This is a genomic window from Candidatus Hydrothermales bacterium (assembly GCA_039630235.1).
In the GTDB taxonomy this organism is placed as follows: Bacteria; Hydrothermota; Hydrothermia; order Hydrothermales; family JAJRUZ01; genus JBCNVI01.
Map to the genome: position 1 here is coordinate 23,627 of JBCNVI010000009.1, position 22,940 is coordinate 46,566.

A 22,940-nucleotide genomic window follows, 5' to 3' on the forward strand; every position below is an offset into this window, starting at 1 on the left:
AACTGTGAACAGGAAGGGTTTAGTCTTAGATACTTAAAATTTAAAACTATTTTTTAGATTTTTCTAGTGCCCTTTTAAATTTTTCCAGTTGTTTTTTAAAGAACATGTTTTGGGGTTCTTTTTCAAGAGCTTTTTTCTCCCAGAAGATAGCCTCCTTATACATGCCTGCTGCATAATAAGCTTCTGCGAGTGTATCCATAATATTTGGATCCTCTGGAGATAACTCATGTGCTTTTTTTGCAGCTTCGATCGTTTCTTTTGGAAATTTTTTCATTAAAGCAAATTCCCATGCCAAATTGTTATAAACATCTGCATTTTTTAAATCAGCTTCAAGAGCCTTCTTTAAAAGTAAATAAGCCTTTTTCAAAAAGATCTCCTCCTTATCTTTTTCTTCTTGGCTGAGCCTTAAATAACTTGTTGCAAGGAATGCGTACTGCCATAATTCATACATTCTTCTTAATTCCTTTAGAGGCTCAGGATGATCCACTACTTTTAACTCAACCAGCTTATCATTAACACCTTGATATCCACCTCTTCTCCTTACAACATAAATAGCTGCTGATTGTTTTCCCCTTTTATCACCTCCTACTGCTTCTCCTGCCTCAAGAGCCAAAAGTATCCTCTCCGCAAGTGGTAATCCTACAGTGTTCTTGAAAACTTTAAACATTGTATCAATAACTTGTGGGCCTATAAGTATATTTCCCTGTACTGCCACGTATTTGTCGTTTTTATGACCTGCCCAAGAGATTGTATTTTTACCAGTAAAAGATACTGAGTTACCGTTTCTATCAACAATCCCTATCTGTCGATCTTCCGGTGATGTATCTCTTTCCAAGATTATTTTAAGAACTTCATCAGCCCTTTTACCTTCCCTAAGTAATTCGATTGCCCATTTTCCTAGATAAGGGTTCAAAAGGGCCTGTGTTGCAACTGCTCCCACATCTGCTTCTACCCAGGGAACTAAATAGCCGACATCTAAGACTTTTGAAGCAACTCCGACACCAAATTCTTCTGTTTCTGGATCCATTGCAACTATTGAAAACGTTCCGTAAATTATTAAAGATAAAAGAGTGCCCATACTAACCTCTTTTTAAAATTAATCTTTTGGAATGCCTGACCAATAGGGGAAGTGGCAACTGCCAAGACTTGTCAATTTTTTTACATTTGATCCATCTAAATTCATTACGTAAATGTCGTAGGCTCCATCTCTTGTTGAAACAAAAACTATATGTAAACCATCAGGTGAAAAGCAAGGATCTTCATTTCTCCCCTCACTTGTAAGCTTAAAAACCTTTTCTCCGAAGGGATCAGTTAGATATATCTGATTTTCTCCTTTTTCATCGAGAGCCACAAAGGCAATTAGGTCTCCCTTTGGTGAAAAATTGGGTGAAGTGTTAAACTCTGTTTCAAAAGTTACTCTTCTTATGTTAACACCATCTTTATCCATAACAAAAATGTGAGGGGAACCTAATCTATCTGAGACAAAGGCTATCTCGTTTCCCTTACCCGACACACTCGGTGAAATCTCTATAAAGGGTGAGTAAGTTAATCTCTTAATTTTCTTATTTTCAATATTTAAAATATATATTTCAGGGTCACCTTCTTTTGAAATAGTAATACAAAGTTCTTTTGAGTTTGGAAAAAATCCGCCAGGTAGCACAATTCCTCCATTTTGAGAAAAAAGTAAGAAAAATTTATTGCTTAAAAGGTCTATTAAATAAATACCCATTACGTCTTTTTCTAGATAAGTTGAGTAAATTATTTTTTTACCACAAAATGAGACTCTTGGAAAAAGTTTTTTCTCTCCAGCTGACTCTATTTTCCTTAGGTTATATCCATCGTAATCCATCATGTAAAGTTCCCTCTTTCCATTAATGTCCACTGAAAAAACTATATAAGTTTCGAATATTCCATCTTCTCCAGTTAATTTTTTAACAACAAAGTTCGCAATTTTATGAGCTAACTTTCTGTCCTGGATTGAAAGATTAAAATTTTCAGAAGCTATTCTCTTCTCAAGAATAACGTCATAAAGTTCTATATTTAATAAATTTTCTTTTTCCAATGTTTTTGACCTTAAAAGTACATTTGTTCCTAAGGTTCTCCAAAAGCTAAAATCACTATAGTGTTTTTTTTCTAAGATATCCAAGGTTGGAACTGTTAAAGTAAAATAAAGTGAAAATTCAAGATCACTTATTAAAACTTTCTCAACCTCTCTTAACTTTAGTTTTAACTCATCAGATAAATTCTCAAAAATCCCGAGGGGGAAAATGCCGATATCAAGTTTTTTTATTTCCCCTCCCTTTAATTTCAGATAAACCTCTCCTTGAGCAAAAATTAAAAAGGGCAATAAAAAAAGTAAAATTTTTTTCATGGAACTTCAAATTCAAGAAAAACTCTTAAATACTCCATGTTAAACTCATCTGGCAAGGGGGGAACTCTTTTTGTTAAATATACTGCTCTATAAGCTTGTTGATCAAAAATAATATCACCTGAGGTTTTCTCAATTCTTATATCTTTTAAGCTTCCATCTTTTAATATTGAAAAGTAAACCGTAACTCTTAAGGTATCGTTACCAGAGTATGAATAATGCCAATTTTCACTGATTTTTCTCAAAAGTACTTCAAAATAGTAAGAATAGGGTAAGTCAAGATTTATTTTTGCCTTACCACCACCCCTTAATGGAAGATGTGTTCTTTCCTCAGATTTTTTCTCCTTTTTTGCCTTTTTTGGTTTTTGAGAAACTTCTTTTAATTTTTCTACCACCTGAGATTTTTCGTCCTTTTTTTCGATTATCTTAGCTTCACTTTCTATTTCTCTAAGTTCTATATAAAAAACAGTTTGAGGAAAATATAATTTTCTTTTTTCCTTTTCAAAAATATAGGGGGCTAAAATTAAAATGTGAAAAGCAAAAGAAAGAAGAAACCCCTTTAACATTATCTTTTTTTCTCAAGTATAAATCCCACTTTTTCAAATCCCTTATCTTTTACTTCTCCCACTACCTCCATAACAAATCCATAGTTAAGTTCCTTGTCAGCCTTTATAAATACATTCTTTTTTCCTTTTTTGGATAGCACATCAAGGTAAAAGGGAAGCTTTTCTAGAGTAACTTCTTTTTCTTCTAAGTAAATTTTTTTGTCTTTAGTTAAAGTTATTGTAATCCCCTCTTCTTTTAGTTCTTCTGTTTTTTTCGACTTTGGGAGGTTAACTTCAAAGCCTGTCTGAAGCAATGGGCTTGTGATTAAAAATATAACAAGGAGAGTGATACTCACATCAGCTAGGGAAGTTATGTTAATTTCAGAGATGTAATTCCTTCTCATTTAAAAGTAAATACTTTTTTACTTTTATTCTCAATTCTGATAAAAAGTCGTTGCATAGATTCTCGTATCTTACAATTTCATTGGTTACGTAATTGTAAAAAACAAGTGAAGGAATCGCAACAAGAAGACCTGCGATTGTTGTTATTAGAGCATCAGCAATTCCTGGGGCAAGGACGCTAATATGAGCTGATCCTGTTCTTTTTATTTCAAGAAATGCTTCCATTATTCCCCAAACAGTTCCTAAAAGCCCAAGGAAAGGGCTAACACTTGTTACAGTTGCAAGAATTACATTGTATTTTTCAAGTTTTGTTATTTCTTTCTTATAAATTTTTTCAATTTTTTCAAAAAGAATACTGATTGAATGTTCCTTAACCTTCTCATTTTCTAAACTTCTTATCTCTTCTACCACTGTTTTTAGAATCAAAGAGGGTAAACTCTCTTTATTTAGATAGGTAGGATTTGTTTTAATAAAGTCTCCAAAGGAAAAGCTATTAAATTTTTTAATTATCTTTTTAGTTTTCCATTTTAAAATGAAAAATTCGATAAGTTTTTTAAAGAAGATTGCCCAGGATAAAACTGAGAGGAAAAAAAGGATAATAAGGATAAGTTTAGCAAAGGGGCTTGCTGTTTTAAATCCCCTTACAACAATATCTAAATTTAGTCCTGTCATCTAATTTCCATCAATTTTTCTTTTGCTTTTTTTGCTTCCTCCGATTCTGGAAAATCTTTAATCAAAGTGTTAAAGTACTTTTTAGCAGCATCATAATTTCCCTTTCTTAGCTCCATTTCCCCCAATTTCAAGAGTGAGTATTTTGTTAATACCGATTTTGGATAATCTCTAATTATTTCTTCAAATATCAGTTTGGCTTTCTCTTCGTCCCCAACTTGAAAATAGGCATCAGCAAGATAGTATTTTGCGTCTATTATGTAATCACTTTGTGGAAATTTTTTTATAAACTCTTCAAATTGATGAATCGCAATTTGATATTCACCAGCAGTATAGTCTCTCAAGGCTTGTAAAAATAGTCCTTCTTCATCACCACTCTGAATTTCCTGTATTTTCTCCTCCCGTTTTAAACTTCTTTTTCTTATTAAATTTTCTATTTCCTCTAATCTTGATTCAATAGAGGTAAGTTTTCTTTCAATTATTTCCAGTTTATTTGTAACATCAGCTTTTAATTCTTTTGTTTCTCTGTATTCCCTCCTCTGGAGGGTATCAATTTTTTGTGTTCTTACATATATTTCGTCTATTTCGTCCCTTATTCTATTTAATTCATTTCTTACAGTTCTAATTTGAGCGCAAAAAGTAAAGGTTAAAAATAATAAAGTTAGTTTTTTTATTATTCTTTTACTTTAAATTCTGCTCTTCTGTTTATAGGTTTATTTTTTATGTCAACTAGTCTTGTTTCTCCGTAGCTTACAATTGAGATCCTTGCCGGGTCGATTCCAAGTTTAATCAAGTAGTCTCTTGCCGCCTTTGCTCTTCTTTCACCAAGTCCCATGTTGTACTCTTCGGTTCCAATATCGCATGTGTGTCCCTCAATTACGATACTTACTTCAGGATATAACTTTAACAATTCAGCATTACTTTTCAGTATTTCAGCATCTCCTGGTCTTATATCATATTTGTCAAAGTCAAAGTAAATTGTTTTAAGAACAAGTGGTGGACGAGCTGGAGCTTCTTCTTTTTTAGGCTCTTCTACTACCTCCGTGGGGGGAGGAGGTGGAGCTTCTTCTTTTACTGGTTCTACCTTAACAGCCTTCCTTGGAGCGCACATCTGGGAAAGTGATATTATCAGTATGTATAGTATTATTTTTTTCATTTTTTTCCTCCTTTTTATTGTTATAAATATACACTTAAAGTGATTTAAAATTCAAACTTATTTGGGTATTGTGTAGAATTAATAACATTGTTTACTCTTTACTGTTTAAGGAAATGAAATTGAAGGTTTGAAATTTTCTTAATTTGCTTATTATAATGTTCACACGTATTTAAGTGTATTTAAAATGAAAAAAAGGTTTTTTGAGACTATAGTTTCTTTGCTTTTTTTTACATCAGTTACTTTATTTATCTTTAGGCAGCTTTTAAAGGTGTCATTAAAAAGGAACGTTATAGCGGATTTAGGGGATCCGCTTTTAAATCTTTATGTTTTAAAGCACAACATAGATAGAATCTTATCTTTAAATTTTAACCAATTTTTCGATGCAAACATATTTTATCCCTATCCCCTTACCCTTGCCTTTTCAGAAAATCTCCTTTCTTCTTCTGTTATTTTGATACCTATTTATCTTATATCAAAAAGTATTGTTGCTACATATAACATCTTCATTATTTTGAATTTTATCTTATCAGGCTTTTTTATGTATTTACTTAGTTATCGGTTTACTAAAAATTTTATTGCTTCTATTATAGCAGGAACAGTATTTTCTTTTGCTCCCTTTAAATTCTCGCATCTTTCTCATATTCACATTTTAACCACTATGTGGATTCCCCTTATTTTTTTATTTTTACACATGTTCTTTGAAAGCAAAAAATATAGGTTTATTATTATTTCCTCGTTATTCTTGGTAGTGCAATCACTTGGTTGCGGCAATTATATGGTTATAATTTCCCCTTTTATTCTAATTATGTTTGTTTTTTACTTTTTAAAAGAAAGAAGGGCTATTAAAGAATATTTTCTCGGTTTTATAATTTTTTTAATTATTTCAGGGGTATTTTTAATTCCTGTTTATTATCATTACGTTTTAATTGAAAAGCTTTACGGATTTAAAAGAGAAATAGAAGAATGTATATATTTTTCTCCTAACTTGCTCTCCTTTTTTACATCCTGGTTTGAGACTTTTTCTGGAAAACTCTTGAGAAAGTTTATTCCACATCCCACTACTGCTGAAACTACTTTTTATATTGGTATTATTCCACTTTTTTCAATCCTTTTAATTTCTCTTTTCACAATTAAAAAAAATATTATCTTTTTCAAATTCAGAAAAGAGAGTTATGAATCGGCAACTCTTTATTTTCCCTATTTAGAAAAAAGAAATTTTTTACCTCCCCATTTTTTTATTTTTTATTTTATTGTTGCCTTTATAAGTCTTATTTTAGCTTTTGGACCACTTTTTTTCAAAATAAAAAATTTATATAATCCTCTTTATTATTTATTTTATCACTTTTTTCCTGGTGCAAAAGGCATTAGAGCACCATCAAGGTTTTTCATAATGTTTTTATTTGCCGCTTCAATTTTAATTTCCTATTTTTATTCTCTTTATTTTAGAAAGAGAACTCTAATTATTTTTGGCTTAATAATTCTTTCAGAATTTGTTCCTATCTATAATGTTCCAAGTAAAATGCCTTACAGGGGTGAAATGCCCAAGGTCTATGAGTGGTTAAAGAGAATGGAGGATAAGTTTGCGATAATGGAACTTCCCTTAGAAGATGCAAGATGGTGGGATATTCCCTACGGTCTAGATAAAGGTTTCTTTTATACTTACTTTTCCGCCTATCATAATAAAAGATTATTTAATGGATATAGTGGGTATTTTTCGCCACTTTTTCGTTATTCAAAAAGTCTTGAATTTAAAAAACTTATTGAACTTGCTAAAACTATAAACATAAGGTATCTTATAATTCACAAGGATATTTATAGAGACAACTCCCATGTTTTTACTGATGAGCCTAACAATATAATTTCATTAATTGAGAATAACTTTAAAGGTGAATTAGTTAAGGTTTTTGAAGATGATATTGCTCTTGTCTATGAAATATTAAGTAGAAACGTAAGTTTTGATCCGAAAAGTTTATACATAAAAGATTATGAATTTGATATTCATTTTGAAAAAGAGGATAAAAGAAAAGGTAAACTTGTTTTTACATATAAAGGAGATATTCCTTGTGTTTTAATATACGTTAATGAAATTTTTTTGAAGTTTAAAAGTGAGGGGAATTTAGTTGCAAGAAGGAAAATTATTATAAATCCCAAGGAGCAATCACCTTTTTTATTAAAAGGTGAAAAATTTGAAAAGGTAGTAAAATTAGGAGGTTTAAAAGCTGGAGAATATTTAGTTGAAGTTGAGCAAGATAAGAAAATTATCGCAAAATTTAAAGTAATAATTGAAGATTAAATAGATTTGCTTTTTAAGGGCAAAGAAAATATAATTAATAAAGTGGCGCCATCGTCTAGCAAGGCCTAGGACACCTGGTTCTCAGCCAGGAAACCCGGGTTCAAATCCCGGTGGCGCCACCAATAAAAAATTGGGGGATCGTCTAATTGGCAGGACGTCTGGCTCTGGACCAGAAGATCGGGGTTCGAGTCCCTGTCCCCCAGCTTAAAAAGAAACTAAATTAATTTCTTTTTCGTCTTTAAGATAACTTAGGATGAGGGTTCAAACCCACATTACCTTTATTTAAAAATTTAAAAAGATATGAGGAAAATAATAATAACTTCCTTAGTTTCAGTCTTCGTAGGCTTTGCCATTGCAAGTCTTCTGCTTTTTAAATTCGATAAAACAAATAACCTTGAAGCTGAGATAAAAACCTCTCAAGAAAAAAAAGAAGAAAAATTAAAAAAACTGGAAAGTTTCCCCTCTATCTCTGAACTATCTAAATTCGTTATCCCAGGCGTTGTTAATATAAGAGCTACAAAAAAAGTCAAAATCCCCTCCTTCCATTTTGGAGACCCTTTCTTTAGAGAGTTCTTCAGAGAATTCTTTAGATTCTCACCTCGGGAAGAGGAAGAATTTGAGTCCGATGTCCTTGGCTCAGGCTTTATATTCAGAAAAAATGGTAATAAATACTACATAATGACAAACTACCATGTTATAAGGGGTGTCGATAAAATAAAGATAATACTCTGGGATAGAAGAGAATTTGGGCCCGATGAGGTAAAAATAGTTGGAAAAGATAGACTAACTGATCTTGCCGTCCTAATGGTCGAGTCTAAAGATGAATTAGTTGTTTTGCCACTTGGAAATTCTGACGAAGTTGAAATCGGTGATTGGGTCATAGCTGTTGGTAATCCCTTTGGACTTAACGGAACTGTAACTTTCGGTGTAGTTTCTGCTAAGCATAGATCAGGAATAAATTTACCCGGTGGAACAATTTATCAAGATTTTATTCAAACTGACGCAGCTATAAATCCTGGAAACTCAGGAGGGCCACTTATAAATATGAAAGGAGAGGTAATCGGTGTAAATACCGCTATAACCTCTCCAACTCAAGGTAATGTTGGTATTGGCTTTGCAATACCTATTAACATTGCCAAAAATGTAGCTACTCAGCTTATTGAAAAGGGAGTTGTAAAAAGAGGTTATCTTGGAGTTAGGATTCAGGAGGTAACTCCAAGTATTGCTGAAAGGTATAAACTTAAAAAGCCAATGGGTGCCCTTGTAACCAGTGTAGAAAAGGGGACACCAGCTGAAAAGGCAAAAATAAAAGAGGGAGACATCATTATTGCCGTTGATGGAGAAGAGGTTACTAGTGCAGACGATCTAAGAGTTAAGATAGGTTCACGATATCCAGGTGATAAGGTTAAGATAAAACTGATAAGTAAGGAAGGGAAAGAAAGAGAGGTAACAGTAATTCTGGCGGAACTTGAAGAGGAAAAAATAATTGGAAGAGTTGAAGAGGAAAAAGAGGAAACTGAAACTGAGGGACTCTCCTGGTTTGGAATGAAGGTAGAAACACTGAGTGAGACTCTAAAGGAAAGGTATGGAATTGAGGAAAGTATGGGTGTAGTTGTCATTGATGTAGAGACTAACTCTCCAGCTTACGAATCTGGTATAAGAGAGGGAGATCTTATTGTTAAGGTTGAGGATATGAAAATAGAGGATGTAACTGATTTTAAAAGAGCAAAGGAAAAATATGGTAAACAAGAGGTTGTGCTATTTACTATAATAAGAAACGGAGTTAAGTTAATAATAGGAGTAAAGGGATAATTTGGTAAAAAAGGGATTAAAAAAACATATTGAGGAGTGGGTCTGGGCTTTTATTGTAGTCTTCTTTGTAATAAGACCATTTTTCCTTCAAGCCTATAGGATTCCCTCTGGTTCTATGGAGGATACTTTGCTACCCGGAGATTTTCTCTTTGTTTTTAAACCAATCTTCGGTTTTGAGCTTCCCTATACTCAGATAAAGTTTTTCCAATTTATAGAACCGAATAGAGGAGATATAGTTGTTTTTAGATATCCGGTTGATCCCTCAAAAGACTTTGTAAAGAGGGTTATAGGACTTGCTGGTGATACAGTTATGATAAGAGATAAAAGAGTTTATATTAACGGAAAACTGCTCATAGAAGAGTATGCGATTCATAAGGATGAGAGAATAATTAGTTCGCCTTACAATATGGAAAATAAGGCGTTTGCTGAGTATTTTCAGAAAGAATGGGAAAATAGAGCCTTTTTAAATGACATAAACATAAGAGATAACTTTGGGCCTGTTGTGGTTCCTCAAAATTCTTATTTTGTCTTAGGTGATAATAGGGACTTTTCGTCAGACTCAAGATTTTTTGGACCTGTTCCCAAAAAATTACTTAAAGGTATTCCTCTTTTGATCTATTTTTCATGGGATGGAAGTGTTCCCTTTTATAATCTTGCAAAAAGTATAAGATGGGATAGAATTTTCCAATTACCTTTCTTATGGAGAAAAAATTATGAGATGCAAGATATGTAAAGAAAAAGCCTGTATAAAAATAAGAAGACAAAACCTTTCACTATGCAAAGATCACTTTGTAGAAAGATTTGAGTCTGAAACTAAAAGAATAATAAAAAAATATAAGATGTTTACTTATGAAGATAAAATAGGCGTAGCTGTCTCAGGCGGAAAAGATTCCCTGTCACTTCTTTATGTCCTTAATAAACTTGGATACAATACTCTCGGAATTCATATAAATTTAGGTATATTTAAAGAAAATTATTCAAATAATTCAGAAGTTTATGTGAGAAATTTTATGGAGAAGTTTAATATACCTGTTTTGATCTATAATTTAAAAGAAAATCAGGAAAAGGGAATAGAGGATATTGTAAAGGAAAAGTGGAGAGATAAACCCTGTGCTGTTTGTGGAGCAGTAAAGAGATATTTGATGAATATTCTCGCTTTAAAAAATAACTGTACTGTTCTTGCAACAGGACATAATCTTGATGATGAGTCTGCAAGACTCTTTGGGAATGTAATTTACTGGCAAGAGGAACACTTAGAACATCAAGAACTAACCTTACCTGAAGAAAATGGTCTTTTAAAAAAAATTAAACCTTTTTTCCTTTTTACTGAAAAGGAGATAGCCCTTTATGCAATTTTAAATAAGATCGATTATATAAGAGATGAGTGTCCCTATTCTGTTGGCGCTAAAACCCTAAAATATAAAAGCATACTAAACTCACTCGAAAATGACTCTCCTGGCACAAAATATAGATTCCTCATCGGTTTTTATAACTTTAAAAAGAAGATAGATAAAAAAGTTTTAAAAACTTTCAAAGGTACAAATAAATGTATTCAATGTGGTATGCCTACTAAAAGAGAAGTTTGTACATTTTGCACAATTTTTGAAAAACATCCCTTCAAGATTTCTTTAAATGTCAATAAATAAAGAAAAAATTTTTGTTGTAATTCCTGCTTATAATGAGAAAGAATCGCTTTATAGAGTTATTTCTGAAACAAAAGATATTTTACCTGAATCAAAAATAGTTGTGGTAGATGACGGTTCTGATCCACCAGTTAGAATTATTAAAAATCCAAAGCTCAATTTACTTAGGCATGAATACAATATGGGATACGGGGCAAGCTTAATGAGCGGAATAGAATTTTCAATATCTAGCGGCGCTGAAATAATAATAACCATAGACGCAGATGGACAGCATTTTCCAAGAAGAATTCCAGATTTTCTTAATAAAATTGAAAAAAATGACTTTGTATCCGGCTCAAGATATCATCCTCTTTCCCTTAGACTTTCAGATTCTCCTAGCGACAGAAGAATCATAAACATGATAATTACAAAGATTTTAAATGAACTAACAGGCTTTAATTTAACAGACTCTTTTTGTGGCTTTAAATGTTATAAAAGCCATGTTTTTGAGTATTTTGCCCCAGAGGAAAAGGGTTACGGTTTTCCCCTTGAGTTTTGGTATCATGCCTATAAGTTTAAATTTAAATTCGAAGAAGTTCCATGTGAGCTTTATTATCCCCTAAGAAAAGAATTTCCAGGAGATTTAAAGGATGTAAAAAAAAGACTTAAGTATTACCTTGAAATTCTCGAAAAAAAATTTAAGGTGAAACTTGTTGAAAAAGGATTAAAGATGTTAAAAGAATATTTAAAAAGTAATTAAAATGAGTAAGGTTCTTATTGCTTTTGGAGCACATCCGGATGATGTGGAGTTATCAATTGGTGGTTTTATTGCAAAACTATCAAAGGCAGGTTATAAGGTGGTAATATGTGATTTAACAAACGGTGAACCCACTCCCTTTGGCGATCCAGAGACAAGAAAAAAAGAAGCAGAGGAGGCTGCAAAGATTTTGGGTGTAGAGCGAGTTACTCTTGATTTACCTAATAGATTCTTAATGGATAACGTTGAATCGAGAATTAAAGTGGCTGAAATAATAAGAGAATATAAACCTGAGGTTATTCTTACCCATCATGGGGATGATCAACATCCAGATCATATAGAGGCAAGAAAAATTGTTCAAGCTGCCAGGTTCTATTCAAAGTTTACAAAGGTGAATTGGAAAGGTACTCCCTTTTATCCTCCGAAACTAATTTTTTTTCATGCCTCCCACAAAAGAAAGGTATATCATCCTCATATTGTTGTCGATATAACAGATACTTTTGATATAAAAATGAAAGCAGTAGACTCCTATAAATCTCAATTTGGCTTATATGAGGAAAAAAGAAGGGAGTTTCTAAGTGTTATTGAGACTATCAATAAATTTTACGGAAGACTGATAGGGGTCCATTATGGCGAAATTCTTTTATTAGAAGAACCGTTGCCTCTTAGAAATCTCTCTGTTCTATTCGATTAAATGTTTCTCTATAAGGTTCCCGAGAAAGACAAAGAAATTGTTCTTGAACCTTCAAGAAAAGAGGATATAATTAGTTTATGCGAGGAAAATAGGAAAAAGAGAGAAAAGTTTAGAGAGTTTTTTCTACTTGAGAACGAAGATAATTTTAAGGTTGCATCAGGACATCAAACTGTTTTTTATCATCCAGGTATATGGGTTAAATCTTTGTTTTTAAGTGAACTTGTAAAATTAGGATTTAAAACAGAATTTTTTGAAAATGATATAGATGGGGTTGATAGAATCTTCTTTTATTATCCCGATGTTAATAATAAAATAAAAAGGGAATTTTTATTCTATAGTCCACAGAAAATCACTCTTGAGACTCTAAAGAGCGAAGAGATAAAGAAAAATATAAATTTAGTTTTTGAAGTGGAGAAAAAAATAAAAGCAGGGGAAGTCAGGGAAAGAGCAAAAAAATTTTTTGAAATTTTCATAAAAAATTTAGATCTGCATCCATCTTTTTCTCAGGCTTTTTCAATTTCAAGAATGGAGTATGAAGAAAGTGTTTTATATAAAACAAGTTTTTTATCTGCTTCTTTGAGCTCTGAACCTTTTTTGCATTTTTTCTCCTACTTTTTTATAAACGCTCAAAGAGTTTATGAGTGTTATAATGAAGCAATAGCCGAGTATAGAGAAAAGTTCGGAATAACTAACAAAACCGAGCCAGCCCTACCCTTGGAAAAGGATGGAGATTTGATAGAACTTCCCTTCTTTTTAAATTTAAGAGAAAGACTTAGAGTTTTTAAAAGGGGAGATAAGCTTATCTGTGAAAAGTTTGAGATTTCTCTTGGTAATCAAATAGAAGAGGTTATTCCCAAATTAAAGAACATCCCATTAAGGCCTAAAGGTTTAATTCTTTCTATGTATAACAAAATTTTTGGAGCCGATCTTTTTTACCATGGTGTATCTGGAAAGAATTACGATGAGGCTACAAACATTTTTATCAAAAAACTCTTTAAGTTAGATCCTCCTAAATCAGGAGTTATTAGTCTAACAATTTATCTTGGGGATATAAAAAAAAGAGATTTTCCGTTTTTTCTATTTGATAAGGAAGAAATTGTAAATATAATAAGTTCTACTTTGACTTTATAATCTTTACTATAACGTTTTCTGGTTCAATTTTAGTTACTTCTAGGTTTTCTGGTACTCTAACTTTAGGTGTTAAAAAAAATTCTCCCTCAGGAAAATTTAATGCATTAACTATTACGTTTATGTTACTTAGCTCTAAATTTTTTACAAAGCTTTCAGGTCCCCTTATTCTGACAAATAGTTTCTCAGGCTTAGTTATTGCCTTATAATTTTTAGGTGTTAGAACGATATAGGGTACATTAAAAAAGTCTCTTTCTTCTAATTTTTCTATTTCTATGGTAACTTTTACAGACTCAGGATATACCTTAACAACCTGTGATGGAGATATTACTTTCACCTTTTCAACAAAGCTTTTTTCTCTTTTTTCTACTGAAACAAAGTTTGTTCTTATACTATCAATTCCTAAAAGAAGTGTGAGAGGGCCGATTAATTTAACATCTCCCTCGAACTTTTTTGACTTAACAGTATAGCCAGCTCTTGGAGTGCCCTTTATTCTAACACTCACTGGCACTTTTTTTTCAACCTTTTTATCTAACTTGACACTGATAAAATTTTGTTCAAATTTAAGTTCATCTATCTTTACAAAATTGGGTACATCAAGTATAAGACTTTGTATTTCGTATGTGTTCTTACCTTTTATAGGATTTTCAAACCTAAGAAAAATTTTAGGTTTAAAAATTTTTAGTATGAGAAGGTTTCTGCCGTTTGCTTTTATTGTGGCAGTTATTTTTTTAGGAGGTGGTTCAAGGAAGGTAAGGGAGTCAGGAAGTCCAACATACTCAATATTTATATCTCTTTTCACAGTATAGTTTTTTTCTGTTACTGTAAAAAACCAAATTAAAACACCAACTGGAATAGCGATTAAGATTTCTACTATATCTCTTTTTTTCATTAATTAGAGATAATTTTCAAAATACTGAACTGTTTTCTCATCTATATCACATAGGAAAACTTCTTTAAGGCTCTTAGCTTCGTTTTCTAAAAAGTTTTTTACGGTATCTACTATAATTTTTGTGGCAACGTCCTTAGGAAAGCCAAATATTCCGGTTGAAATAGCAGGTATTGCTATGCTTTTTATTTTTAGGTCTTCACCTTTACTAAGGGAGCTTCTCACTGCACTTTTTAGTTTTTCTTCCTCATTTCCCTCTCCCCACCTCGGACCAACCGTATGTATTACATATTTTGCTTTTAGATTACCTCCAGTTGTTACAACTGCCTCTCCTACTTTACAGTAGCCTATCTTATCACTTTCCTCTTGAATTATTTTTCCCCCTTTTCTCACGATATGGGCAGCAAGACCGCCCATATGCTTTAGTCTCTCGTTAGCAGGGTTGACTAATGCCTCCACATTTAGTTCTGTTATATCCCCCTGACATATATATACCTTTTTGTCACTTATTGTCTTTTCTTTAATGTATTTAATTTCCATGCTTTAATTATATATTAGCTTTGGGTTAAAATAAAAGGATGGAAAACAGACTTTCAAAAGAAGAAAAGAAAATTCTTGATAGGATGATTAGAATCGCAAGTAAAAGAGAAGTATGTGTGAAGGTTGATGAAGAGGGGAACAGAGGAAAGATATATGTAGTGGCTAAGGATTGGCCAGGTTTGCAGGATGCCATTTCCACATCAATTCATGAAAGGGGATTTAACATACATTTTTTTATGGGATTTGTTCTTGATAATAATTTAGCAGGAATAATTGCTGAAGTCGACATAACCGATGAAAAAATTAGAGAGAAGTTTAGAAAAGAAAAGGAATTTTTAAAAAAATATTTACCCGATATTGCTAAGTTTGATCCCTGGATGAAAAGTCTTTTGGATTCAACTGCTTCAAAATTAAGGATCTTTAGAGAAGTTTTAAGGATTTTGACAAAGGAGGTAAAAAAGAAAAAGTTAATAAAAGATATAGTTCTTGAAACTGAAAAATTTTTCTCCTCAAGATCCTGGGCTTATATTGGAAATAGAAAACCAGAAGACTTAGCTCAGCAAATTTTGATGCAGATAGAATTAAGAAATTTAGTAAAAGAAAAGGGAGGAATTCATGTTCATATTAAAAACTTTAGAACCTTGTCGGAAGAATTAACAGGAATATTAGTTGCAGGTTCCTCAAGAGAGCTTTTCCTTGACCAAGTACTGGATGTTCTAAGGGATATTATTCCCGATTTTAGAAGAAAATTCGAAAAGGTTTTTACTGAGGATGGAGTTACAGTAATAAGAATTGAAATTCAAACACCGGAGGAAACGTGGTATCCTGAAGAAAAGCTTCTTATAATTGAGAACTACTTAATTGAGCACTTGAAGTTAAGAAGGAGAAAAATATTGAGTGAAAAATTAAGGGTAAGCCCAGAGATAATCGGTAGAGTAATCATTCCTTCTCTTATTCAGGAGGCAAAAAGAACAGGTATTCCTCAAATATATATTTCCCTTACTGGTGTGACGGATGAACACTTTTACTTTAAGATACTTGGTGTTATTCCAAGAAAAAGTGAAGGCTCCTATACCGATGAGATTATAAAGTCTTTAGATAAAATAAGGGGAATTAATGTGGTGTCTTCTAAGGCTCCAAGTTTTTCTCATGATTTTGAAATTTTAATAATTAATACCTGTTCTGAAAGCGCCCTTTTTGATTCTCCTGATGATGTTTACAAGATCTTAAATGATACTTTAAGGGATGTAATGGGTAACTTTAGGGATTTCGATCAAGGTTTAAGAGTATTAGAGAATTTGAAGTTTAATCAGCTTGAGGAAAAAATGGCTGGCTCCGGAATTGAATTACATCTTCTTCGCAGGCTTTTTTACTCTTTAGATGAATTCTTTAGGGTTCAAATAGATATTGAAGATTTAACTATAGGGTTTAAGATGCTCTGGGATAGCGTAATGAAGTATGCAAGTACCCATGAATTTCTTTGCGACTTTAAAAATGGTAAAAGAACAACCATAGTTACCTTTTGTGGAGATAAAGCTGAAAATCTATTTGAATCGCTTTTAGATGAGTTTAAGGGAAAGGAATTTTCTGCTCTGAGGTTTGATGATTTTGGGTTTGTTGCCTATTTAATCTTTTTGTCCTATAATCAAAAACCAATTGAAACTGAAGAAGTTAGTAGTAAATTAAAAAAAGTTTGTCATAAACTTTTTATAAAGGTTCAAATCCCATAACTTTTCTAAATAAATATGAAACTTCTTGAATATCAGGGAAGATTACTTTTTGAAAAATATAACATACCTGTTAAAAGGGGAGAAGTTGCTTACACACCTGGTGAAGCCTTTGAGATACACAAAAATTTAGGTGTAAAGGAAGTGGTAATAAAAGCTCAGGTTCCAGTAGGTGGTAGAGGAAAAGCAGGAGGTATAAAACTCTCTGATTCTCCAGAAAAAACAAGAAAACTTGCAGAGGAAATTTTATCTTTGACAATAAAGTCAATTAAAGTAAAAAAAGTTTTAGTTGCAGAATCAGTAAATATTTTAAAAGAAATGTACGTTTCCTTAACTTTAGATAGAAGATCAGGAGAGATTTTACTTATGGCAATAAAGGAAGGAGGGGTTGAAGTAGAGGAGATTGCTAAAGAAAGGCCTGAAAGTATTTATTCAGATTATATACCAATAATGAGGGGTATCTCACCCTATCAGTTAAGAAGGTTTTCTGATTTTCTTCTTCCTGAAAATAAGGAGTTAAAAAAAGAGGCTGAGAATATTTTGATGAATATGTATAAGCTTTTTAAAGAGTGTTATGCTACCTTAGTAGAGATAAATCCGTTAGGACTCGGTGATGATGGTAAGTTATGGGCTGTTGACTCAAAGATAATAATAGATGATAACGCTTTATTTAAATTACCCAGTTTTGTTCCACAGAGGGACATGGATTATGAAAATATAAAGGAGCATGAGGCAAAAGAGCATGGTCTATCTTACGTAAAGTTAGAAGGAAAAGTAGGTTGTGTAGTAAACGGGGCTGGTCTTGCAATGGCTACAATGGATACTTTGAAAAAATTTGGAGGTGAACCTGCCAACTTTCTTGATATCGGTGGATCTTCTTCACCTGAGAAGGTTAAGGCTGCGATGAGAATTCTTCTATCCGATGCTAACGTAAAGTCAGTTTTCCTCAATATTTTTGGTGGAATAACAAGGTGTGACGATGTAGCAAGAGGCCTTGTTGAAGCCTTTAGAGAGTTAGATCCGAAAGTTCCAATAGTTATAAGATTAACTGGGACTAACGAAGAAGAGGCAAGAAAAATAATTGAGAGTTCAGGGTTAAATCTTTATACGGCAAAAACAATGGATGAGGGTGCAAAATTAGCTTGTGAGATGGCAGAGAAAACATAAAAATCTATGAGAGTATGTGTTTTAGGAGCAGGCGGAATTGTAGGTAGAACTCTTTTGAAAGTTTTAGAAGAAAGAAATTTTCCCGTAGATGACATTATACTTTTTGGAACAGAAGAAAAGGAGTTAATTTTAGAGGGGAAGGTCTTTAAAATTGAAAAATTTAGGGGGAAGGTGCCAGATTGTGATATTTTCTTTTCTTGTTTAGAAGATGAAGAGGCCAAGGAAGTGGTGCCCGAGATAGTAAAAAGGGGAAAAAGGGTTATAGATAACTCATCAGCTTTTAGGCTAGAGGAGGGTGTTCCTCTTGTTGTTCCTGAGGTAAACAAAGATCATCTTAAAAAGAGTGATTTGCTTATTGCAAATCCAAATTGTTCTACAATTCAGCTTGTTCTTTCAATTTCACCCTTTCTGAGATTTGGTATTAAAAAAATATTTGTTTCAACTTACCAATCAGTTTCAGGTGCGGGAAAAAAGGGGCTTTATGCTTATCAAAAAGAAAAAAGGGGGGAGATTTTAACTAATAGTCCCTTTCCATTTAAGATATTTGAGAACCTTTTTCCCTATGTTGGCGAGATAAAAGATGGAGAGTCTAAGGAGGAGAGGAAAATTTTTTTAGAAAGTAGAAAAATTTTAAAAAATGATAATTTGGAGATTTATGCAACCTGTGTGAGGGTGCCTGTCCCTTACGTTCATTCTCAGTCTGTTTTTGTAGAGTTTGAAAAAGAGGTTAGTTTAGATGAATTAAAGGATGAGATTGAAAAAAGGAGTTATTTAGTTTATGATGAGATTCCGGTCCCTAATAGGTATATAGATAAAGATGTGGTAGGTGTTGGAAGGATAAGAGTAAGGAAAAATGTTTTGAGTTTCTTTTCCTGTATGGATAACTTAAGGAAGGGAGCTGCTACCAATGCAGTACAGATAGGTGAATTTTATGTCTGATAAAAAGTCTTTTGGAGATAAGGTTTTAGAGATCTATTTTAAGGAGATTTCAAGATATGAGATATTACCTCCTGATGAGATAGATGCGCTTGTTTTAAAGGCACAAAAGGGTGATAAGGTAGCAAAAGAAAAGGTTGTTCATTCTTTGTTGAGGATGGTTGTAAGTATTGCGATGAAATATAGGGATTATGGAGTTCCAGTTCAAGATCTTATAAACGAGGGTAATTTAGGGCTTTTAAAGGCAATTGATAAGTTTGATCCCTCTAAGGGTGTTCATTTTATAGGTTATGCTCCCTATTGGATAAAGCAGGCTATAACAAGAGCACTTGATGAGCAGTCTACTACGGTTAGGATTCCTTCTGAGCATAGAGCAGCTTTAAGGAAAATAAAGAGGGTAAAGGAAGAGCTTGGATATAGAAAGGGGGGAATAAAGGATGAAGAGATAGCGAAGATGACAGGTTTACCGCTTGAAGAGATAAAATTTGCAAAATCTATAATCTCACAGGAGTTATCTTTGGATCATCTTCCTTTAGAGGGTGAGGAAAAGTCTTCATGGGAGGAAATACTTGATCAAAAGTCTTTACCTTCTCCTGAAGTTGAGTTTGCCGAGGAAAAGAAGAAGTTAAAAATAAGGGAAATATTATCAACTTTATCTTTAAGGGAAAGGTTAATAATATATCTTTATACTGGTACTGAGTTTTCCTGTTATGAGATTTTAAAGATAGTAAAGGATTATGTAAAGATGATGGGTTATGATGTAAATCCGAAGCAAGTTATAGTTGATACTATTCATAGGATTATAAATGAGTCGTTAGATGAAAAGACCAAGCTCGGGAGGATAAGTGTTAAGTACCTTGAGATTTTAAAGAAGACGAACGATCTTGATTTATGGAAAAAGCTGGCTGAGAACAAAAATTTGATAAAAAGTATCTTTTCTTCAGATAGAATAGATTTAAGGGAGGCGGTTCTTATTCATAGATATTGGAAGTATATTGAGGATGAGGTTGAGAGGAAGAAGATATTTTTGAAGTGGTTAAAGGAGATTTTTCCGAATGAAAGGGAAAAGAGGAATGTTTTTTTGCTTTATTATGCTCTTGATTCAGGATTTCCTCAAATCCTTGAGGTTATTGGGGATTTACTTCACATATCAAGGGAAAGGGTAAGGCAGATAAAGGAGAGGACTATGAAGGAGCTTCAAAAAATCTTTAAGAGGGAGAAGATAGAAATTTGAGGATAGGTTTTTATCAACTTAAACCTTTACATGGTGAAAAGGAGAAGAATTTAGAGATTATTAAAGAGGTAATAAGAAAGAGTAGAGCTGAGATTCTTGTTTTTCCAGAGCTTGCTACGTCTGGTTATTTAGTTCCTGATAGAGAATTTTTAGAGAAGAATTCTTTTAGTGTTCCGGATAGTAGAGAGTTTGAGGATCTTTTGAAAGTAGTGAGGAGTACGGGTACTGTTTCAGTTATTGGATTTCCTGAAAAGTTTAATGAAAGATTTTATAATTCAGCTTTATATATTTTGCCTGATGGGAGTTTTGGTGTTTATAGGAAGGTTCATCTTTTTTATAAGGAGAAGTTATATTTTGAGGGAGGGGATAGTGTAGAAAGTGGTATATTTGAGTATGGTGGTTTTAAGTTTGGTGTTATGATTTGTTTTGATTGGTTTTTTCCTGAGCAGGTGAGGTATTTAGTGTTAAAGGGTGTGAATATGATTTTGCACTGTGCCAATTTAGTTTTACCCTGGTCTCAGAGGGCTATGAGGATTTATTCAGTTATAAATAGAGTTTTTACGTTAACATCAAATAGGATTGGTGAGGAAAGATACAAAGACGATGTTTATGTTTTTACTGGAAAGAGTCAGATAGTTTCGCCATCGGGAAAGATACTCGCAAGAGCAAATTCAAAGAGTGAGGTACTAAGAGTCAAAGATTTAGATCTAAGCGAATCTTATAATAAAAATATCAATGAGTTTAATAATATCTTTGAAGATCTTAAAAGATTTTATCCTTACAAGGAGTTAAAGGATTGGAAATAAAAGAGCCCTTAGATTTAACTTTTATAGTTAACGAACCTGGTAAAACTCTTAAGGATAGATTTGAGCAATTAATAAAGGACTGTAGATTTTTGACTGTCTTGTTGGTTACTTTTATGTAAATGGATTCTATTCCATATACAGGGCGCTTGAGAATACGGAAAGAATAAGGATTCTCGTAGGAATTAAAACATCTAAGGAAATTTATGATTTAATAAAAGCGGCAGAAAGTAAAAATCAAGATCTATTTCAATTTTCTCACTTTGAAGCAAAACAGATGATCGGAAAAATAGTGGAGGAGGAATTTTCAGAGTCAGAAGATAATTTAGATGTCGAAGAGGGTGCCAAAAAATTTGTTGAGTGGATTAAAAGTGGTAAACTCCAGTGAGGGTCTATCCCCTGCAGAATATCCACGCAAAGCTGTACATTATAACTTTCAAGGAGGGAGATAGGGATGTGGGAAGAGTAATTACAGGTTCGAGTAATTTTACTCAATCTGGACTTATTGATAATTTAGAGTTTAACGTTGAGTTAAAAAACCGTGCTGACTATGAGTTTGCAAAAAGAAAATTTGAAGAATTGTGGGAAAGGGCTGTAGATGTAAATGAAAGCTTTGTTCAAACGATAAACAAGAGAACTTGGTTAAACTCAGAGATTACTACCTATGAACTCTATTTAAAATTTCTGTACGAATATTTTAAAGATAAGTTAAGTAGAAAAGATGAGGTATCTCTTGAATATGTGCCTGAAAATTTTAAGAAGTTTACCTATCAAGAGCAAGCGGTTTTGAACGCTAAAAGGGTTCTAGAGGAGTATGGTGGAGTTTTTATTTCTGACGTTGTTGGTCTTGGTAAAACCTACGTTGCCGCGATGCTAGTAAGCCAGCTTGGTGGAAGAATAGTGGTTATAGCGCTTCCTGCACTTCTTAGTAGAAATAACCCTGGTTCTTGGCCTAATGTTTTTTCTGATTTTCACGTTCGGGCCGATTTTGTTTCTACCGGTAAACTTGATGAGGCAAAGGAGCACATGAAAAAGAGAGAATATAAAAATATCATCATTGACGAATCTCACCGTTTCAGAAATGAATCAACTATAAGTTATGAAGAAATATCCGAAATATGTCGAGGTAAAAGAGTGATCCTTGTCTCTGCTACGCCCTATAATAATTCGCCAAGAGATATCTTTAATCAGATAAAACTATTTCAGGCTCCCAGAAATAGCAGTATTCCCAATCTTCGTAATCTTGAGGATTTCTTTAAAGAAATGGAAAAAAAGATAAAGAAGGTAGACAGGAGTAAAGACTACTCAAAATATCTTGAGACTGTTAGAAGTTGTGCAAGGGAAATGAGAGATAAAGTTTTAAAGTACATAATGGTTAGAAGGACAAGGAGTGAGATTGAGAGATATTTTCCTGAGGATTTAAAAAATAACAACGTTAAGTTTCCGGAGATAGAGCCCCCAAGACCTGTTTTCTATGAGTTAAATGATGAGGAAGATAAAATATTCATGGAAACTGTAAGTCTTATAACTCAGGATTTAAAGTATTCACGTTATAAGCCCCTAATTTATTTAGTTAAGCCTGTTGGTCCCTTGGAGATACAAGCCCAGCAAAACTTAGACGGGTTCATGAAGGTTCTACTTGTAAAAAGGCTTGAAAGTAGTTTTTATGCCTTTTTGTAAAAGTATCGAACGGTTCATAGTTTCTTATGAAAAGTTTATAGAAACATATAAAAAGGGCTATGTTTATGTGAGCAAGAAATACATTAATAGGATCTTTGAACTTAGGGATCAAGGAGATGATGAGGCAATTCAAAAGCTGGTTGAGGAGGGTAAAGCAGAGTGCTATAGAGCAAAAGAATTTAAAGAAAACTTTATAGATGATCTTAACCACGATCTCAGGATCCTAAAAAATATTAAGTCGATGTGGGAAAATATAAAAAGAGATCCTAAATTAGAGACTTTTATTAAGAAACTTGAGACCGATCCTATTTTAAGTAAAGACTCAAAGCTAATCATATTCACTGAGTCCAAGGAGACGGCAGAATACCTAACTGAGGCCATAAACTCAAAGTTTGGTGAAATAGCTCTGATGTTTCATGGAAACTCGCCTGAAATAGTTAGGGATAAGGTTATAGAAAATTTTGATGCAAGAGCAAAGGTTAAAAAGGATGATTGTAGAATTTTAGTTTCTACCGAGG

At 32.8% G+C, this 22,940-nt stretch carries 23 protein-coding genes and 2 tRNA genes; 16 read left to right on the forward strand and 9 right to left on the reverse strand.

The window, feature by feature from the left end:
- Positions 1 to 46: 46 nt before the first annotated feature.
- The 7 genes from ABDH49_07890 to ABDH49_07920 are packed head-to-tail and all read right to left on the reverse strand — an operon-like array spanning position 47 to position 5,140.
- Positions 47 to 1,078 (reverse strand): DUF1028 domain-containing protein, encoded by a 1,032-nt coding sequence (locus ABDH49_07890; protein MEN3046880.1) that lies wholly within the window; start codon positions 1,076 to 1,078, stop codon positions 47 to 49.
- 18 nt (positions 1,079 to 1,096) lie between these two features.
- On the reverse strand, positions 1,097 to 2,371 hold the full coding sequence (locus ABDH49_07895) for a hypothetical protein (protein MEN3046881.1): 1,275 nt from the start codon (positions 2,369 to 2,371) through the stop codon (positions 1,097 to 1,099).
- Entirely contained in the window at positions 2,368 to 2,934 is a 567-nt protein-coding gene (locus ABDH49_07900) for an energy transducer TonB (protein MEN3046882.1), read from the reverse strand. Before ABDH49_07900 ends, ABDH49_07895 begins: the two co-directional genes overlap by 4 nt.
- On the reverse strand, positions 2,934 to 3,317 hold the full coding sequence (locus ABDH49_07905; GenBank protein ID MEN3046883.1) for a biopolymer transporter ExbD: 384 nt from the start codon (positions 3,315 to 3,317) through the stop codon (positions 2,934 to 2,936). Before ABDH49_07905 ends, ABDH49_07900 begins: the two co-directional genes overlap by 1 nt.
- Positions 3,295 to 3,987, reverse strand: coding sequence for a MotA/TolQ/ExbB proton channel family protein (locus ABDH49_07910; GenBank protein ID MEN3046884.1), 693 nt, complete (start codon positions 3,985 to 3,987; stop codon positions 3,295 to 3,297). Before ABDH49_07910 ends, ABDH49_07905 begins: the two co-directional genes overlap by 23 nt.
- Positions 3,984 to 4,661 (reverse strand): tol-pal system protein YbgF, encoded by a 678-nt coding sequence (gene ybgF / locus ABDH49_07915; GenBank protein ID MEN3046885.1) that lies wholly within the window; start codon positions 4,659 to 4,661, stop codon positions 3,984 to 3,986. The genes ABDH49_07910 and ybgF overlap by 4 nt, the downstream gene beginning before the upstream one ends.
- A complete protein-coding gene (locus tag ABDH49_07920) occupies positions 4,658 to 5,140 on the reverse strand; it encodes an OmpA family protein (protein MEN3046886.1) in 483 nt (160 codons plus the stop codon). Before ABDH49_07920 ends, ybgF begins: the two co-directional genes overlap by 4 nt.
- A 184-nt stretch (positions 5,141 to 5,324) precedes the next feature.
- Between ABDH49_07920 and ABDH49_07925 the strand changes: the two genes are divergently transcribed.
- The 9 genes from ABDH49_07925 (at position 5,325) to ABDH49_07965 (ending at position 13,449) form a co-directional block, all read left to right on the forward strand.
- A complete protein-coding gene (locus ABDH49_07925; GenBank protein ID MEN3046887.1) occupies positions 5,325 to 7,433 on the forward strand; it encodes a hypothetical protein in 2,109 nt (702 codons plus the stop codon).
- Positions 7,434 to 7,477: 44 nt separating this feature from the next.
- A tRNA-Glu gene (locus tag ABDH49_07930) sits at positions 7,478 to 7,555 on the forward strand.
- A gap of 9 nt (positions 7,556 to 7,564) precedes the next feature.
- Positions 7,565 to 7,636: transfer RNA gene (locus ABDH49_07935), tRNA-Gln, on the forward strand.
- Between the two features lie 97 nt (positions 7,637 to 7,733).
- Entirely contained in the window at positions 7,734 to 9,245 is a 1,512-nt protein-coding gene (locus ABDH49_07940) for a Do family serine endopeptidase (protein ID MEN3046888.1), read from the forward strand.
- 1 nt (position 9,246) lies between these two features.
- Positions 9,247 to 9,978, forward strand: a complete 732-nt coding sequence (gene lepB / locus ABDH49_07945) for a signal peptidase I (GenBank protein MEN3046889.1) — start codon at positions 9,247 to 9,249, stop codon at positions 9,976 to 9,978.
- The gene (locus ABDH49_07950; protein ID MEN3046890.1) at positions 9,959 to 10,891 is read left to right on the forward strand and encodes a TIGR00269 family protein; all 933 of its coding nucleotides are present in this window, start codon (positions 9,959 to 9,961) and stop codon (positions 10,889 to 10,891) included. The genes lepB and ABDH49_07950 overlap by 20 nt, the downstream gene beginning before the upstream one ends.
- The gene (locus ABDH49_07955; GenBank protein MEN3046891.1) at positions 10,878 to 11,627 is read left to right on the forward strand and encodes a glycosyltransferase family 2 protein; all 750 of its coding nucleotides are present in this window, start codon (positions 10,878 to 10,880) and stop codon (positions 11,625 to 11,627) included. Before ABDH49_07950 ends, ABDH49_07955 begins: the two co-directional genes overlap by 14 nt.
- Position 11,628: 1 nt before the next feature.
- Entirely contained in the window at positions 11,629 to 12,318 is a 690-nt protein-coding gene (gene bshB1, locus ABDH49_07960) for a bacillithiol biosynthesis deacetylase BshB1 (GenBank protein MEN3046892.1), read from the forward strand.
- Positions 12,319 to 13,449 (forward strand): hypothetical protein, encoded by a 1,131-nt coding sequence (locus ABDH49_07965; protein ID MEN3046893.1) that lies wholly within the window; start codon positions 12,319 to 12,321, stop codon positions 13,447 to 13,449.
- Here the strand turns inward: ABDH49_07965 and ABDH49_07970 are convergent.
- On the reverse strand, positions 13,433 to 14,338 hold the full coding sequence (locus ABDH49_07970; protein ID MEN3046894.1) for a CdaR family protein: 906 nt from the start codon (positions 14,336 to 14,338) through the stop codon (positions 13,433 to 13,435). The two genes, ABDH49_07965 and ABDH49_07970, sit on opposite strands and share 17 nt — an antisense overlap.
- A gap of 3 nt (positions 14,339 to 14,341) precedes the next feature.
- Positions 14,342 to 14,875 carry a macro domain-containing protein gene (locus ABDH49_07975; GenBank protein ID MEN3046895.1) on the reverse strand — a complete coding sequence of 178 codons (534 nt, stop codon included), beginning with the start codon at positions 14,873 to 14,875 and terminating at the stop codon, positions 14,342 to 14,344.
- Positions 14,876 to 14,913: 38 nt separating this feature from the next.
- On the opposite strand from ABDH49_07975, the gene ABDH49_07980 reads away from it, so the two are divergent.
- The 7 genes from ABDH49_07980 to ABDH49_08010 form a co-directional block, all read left to right on the forward strand.
- Positions 14,914 to 16,605: a hypothetical protein gene (locus tag ABDH49_07980; protein ID MEN3046896.1), complete on the forward strand. Its 1,692-nt coding sequence runs from the start codon at positions 14,914 to 14,916 to the stop codon at positions 16,603 to 16,605.
- Between the two features lie 15 nt (positions 16,606 to 16,620).
- A complete protein-coding gene (gene sucC, locus ABDH49_07985; GenBank protein MEN3046897.1) occupies positions 16,621 to 17,769 on the forward strand; it encodes an ADP-forming succinate--CoA ligase subunit beta in 1,149 nt (382 codons plus the stop codon).
- 6 nt (positions 17,770 to 17,775) lie between these two features.
- A complete protein-coding gene (locus tag ABDH49_07990) occupies positions 17,776 to 18,708 on the forward strand; it encodes an aspartate-semialdehyde dehydrogenase (protein ID MEN3046898.1) in 933 nt (310 codons plus the stop codon).
- Entirely contained in the window at positions 18,701 to 19,939 is a 1,239-nt protein-coding gene (locus ABDH49_07995) for a sigma-70 family RNA polymerase sigma factor (GenBank protein MEN3046899.1), read from the forward strand. The genes ABDH49_07990 and ABDH49_07995 overlap by 8 nt, the downstream gene beginning before the upstream one ends.
- The gene (locus tag ABDH49_08000) at positions 19,936 to 20,745 is read left to right on the forward strand and encodes a nitrilase-related carbon-nitrogen hydrolase (protein ID MEN3046900.1); all 810 of its coding nucleotides are present in this window, start codon (positions 19,936 to 19,938) and stop codon (positions 20,743 to 20,745) included. The genes ABDH49_07995 and ABDH49_08000 overlap by 4 nt, the downstream gene beginning before the upstream one ends.
- A 381-nt stretch (positions 20,746 to 21,126) precedes the next feature.
- Entirely contained in the window at positions 21,127 to 22,422 is a 1,296-nt protein-coding gene (locus ABDH49_08005) for an SNF2-related protein (GenBank protein MEN3046901.1), read from the forward strand.
- Positions 22,394 to 22,940: helicase-related protein (locus tag ABDH49_08010; GenBank protein MEN3046902.1), on the forward strand; the 547-nt coding region annotated here is incomplete at its 3' end. The genes ABDH49_08005 and ABDH49_08010, both read left to right, overlap by 29 nt.

Coding starts and splice junctions, on each gene's coding strand:
- ABDH49_07890 (MEN3046880.1), bottom strand. CDS start 1,078: ATGGGCACTCTTTTATCTTTAATAATTTACGGAACGTTTTCAATAGTT.
- ABDH49_07895 (MEN3046881.1), bottom strand. CDS start 2,371: ATGAAAAAAATTTTACTTTTTTTATTGCCCTTTTTAATTTTTGCTCAA.
- ABDH49_07900 (MEN3046882.1), bottom strand. CDS start 2,934: ATGTTAAAGGGGTTTCTTCTTTCTTTTGCTTTTCACATTTTAATTTTA.
- ABDH49_07905 (MEN3046883.1), bottom strand. CDS start 3,317: ATGAGAAGGAATTACATCTCTGAAATTAACATAACTTCCCTAGCTGAT.
- ABDH49_07910 (MEN3046884.1), bottom strand. CDS start 3,987: ATGACAGGACTAAATTTAGATATTGTTGTAAGGGGATTTAAAACAGCA.
- ABDH49_07920 (MEN3046886.1), bottom strand. CDS start 5,140: ATGAAAAAAATAATACTATACATACTGATAATATCACTTTCCCAGATG.
- ABDH49_07925 (MEN3046887.1), top strand. CDS start 5,325: ATGAAAAAAAGGTTTTTTGAGACTATAGTTTCTTTGCTTTTTTTTACA.
- ABDH49_07940 (MEN3046888.1), top strand. CDS start 7,734: ATGAGGAAAATAATAATAACTTCCTTAGTTTCAGTCTTCGTAGGCTTT.
- ABDH49_07950 (MEN3046890.1), top strand. CDS start 9,959: ATGAGATGCAAGATATGTAAAGAAAAAGCCTGTATAAAAATAAGAAGA.
- ABDH49_07955 (MEN3046891.1), top strand. CDS start 10,878: ATGTCAATAAATAAAGAAAAAATTTTTGTTGTAATTCCTGCTTATAAT.
- bshB1 (MEN3046892.1), top strand. CDS start 11,629: ATGAGTAAGGTTCTTATTGCTTTTGGAGCACATCCGGATGATGTGGAG.
- ABDH49_07965 (MEN3046893.1), top strand. CDS start 12,319: ATGTTTCTCTATAAGGTTCCCGAGAAAGACAAAGAAATTGTTCTTGAA.
- ABDH49_07970 (MEN3046894.1), bottom strand. CDS start 14,338: ATGAAAAAAAGAGATATAGTAGAAATCTTAATCGCTATTCCAGTTGGT.
- ABDH49_07975 (MEN3046895.1), bottom strand. CDS start 14,875: ATGGAAATTAAATACATTAAAGAAAAGACAATAAGTGACAAAAAGGTA.
- ABDH49_07980 (MEN3046896.1), top strand. CDS start 14,914: ATGGAAAACAGACTTTCAAAAGAAGAAAAGAAAATTCTTGATAGGATG.
- sucC (MEN3046897.1), top strand. CDS start 16,621: ATGAAACTTCTTGAATATCAGGGAAGATTACTTTTTGAAAAATATAAC.
- ABDH49_07990 (MEN3046898.1), top strand. CDS start 17,776: ATGAGAGTATGTGTTTTAGGAGCAGGCGGAATTGTAGGTAGAACTCTT.
- ABDH49_07995 (MEN3046899.1), top strand. CDS start 18,701: ATGTCTGATAAAAAGTCTTTTGGAGATAAGGTTTTAGAGATCTATTTT.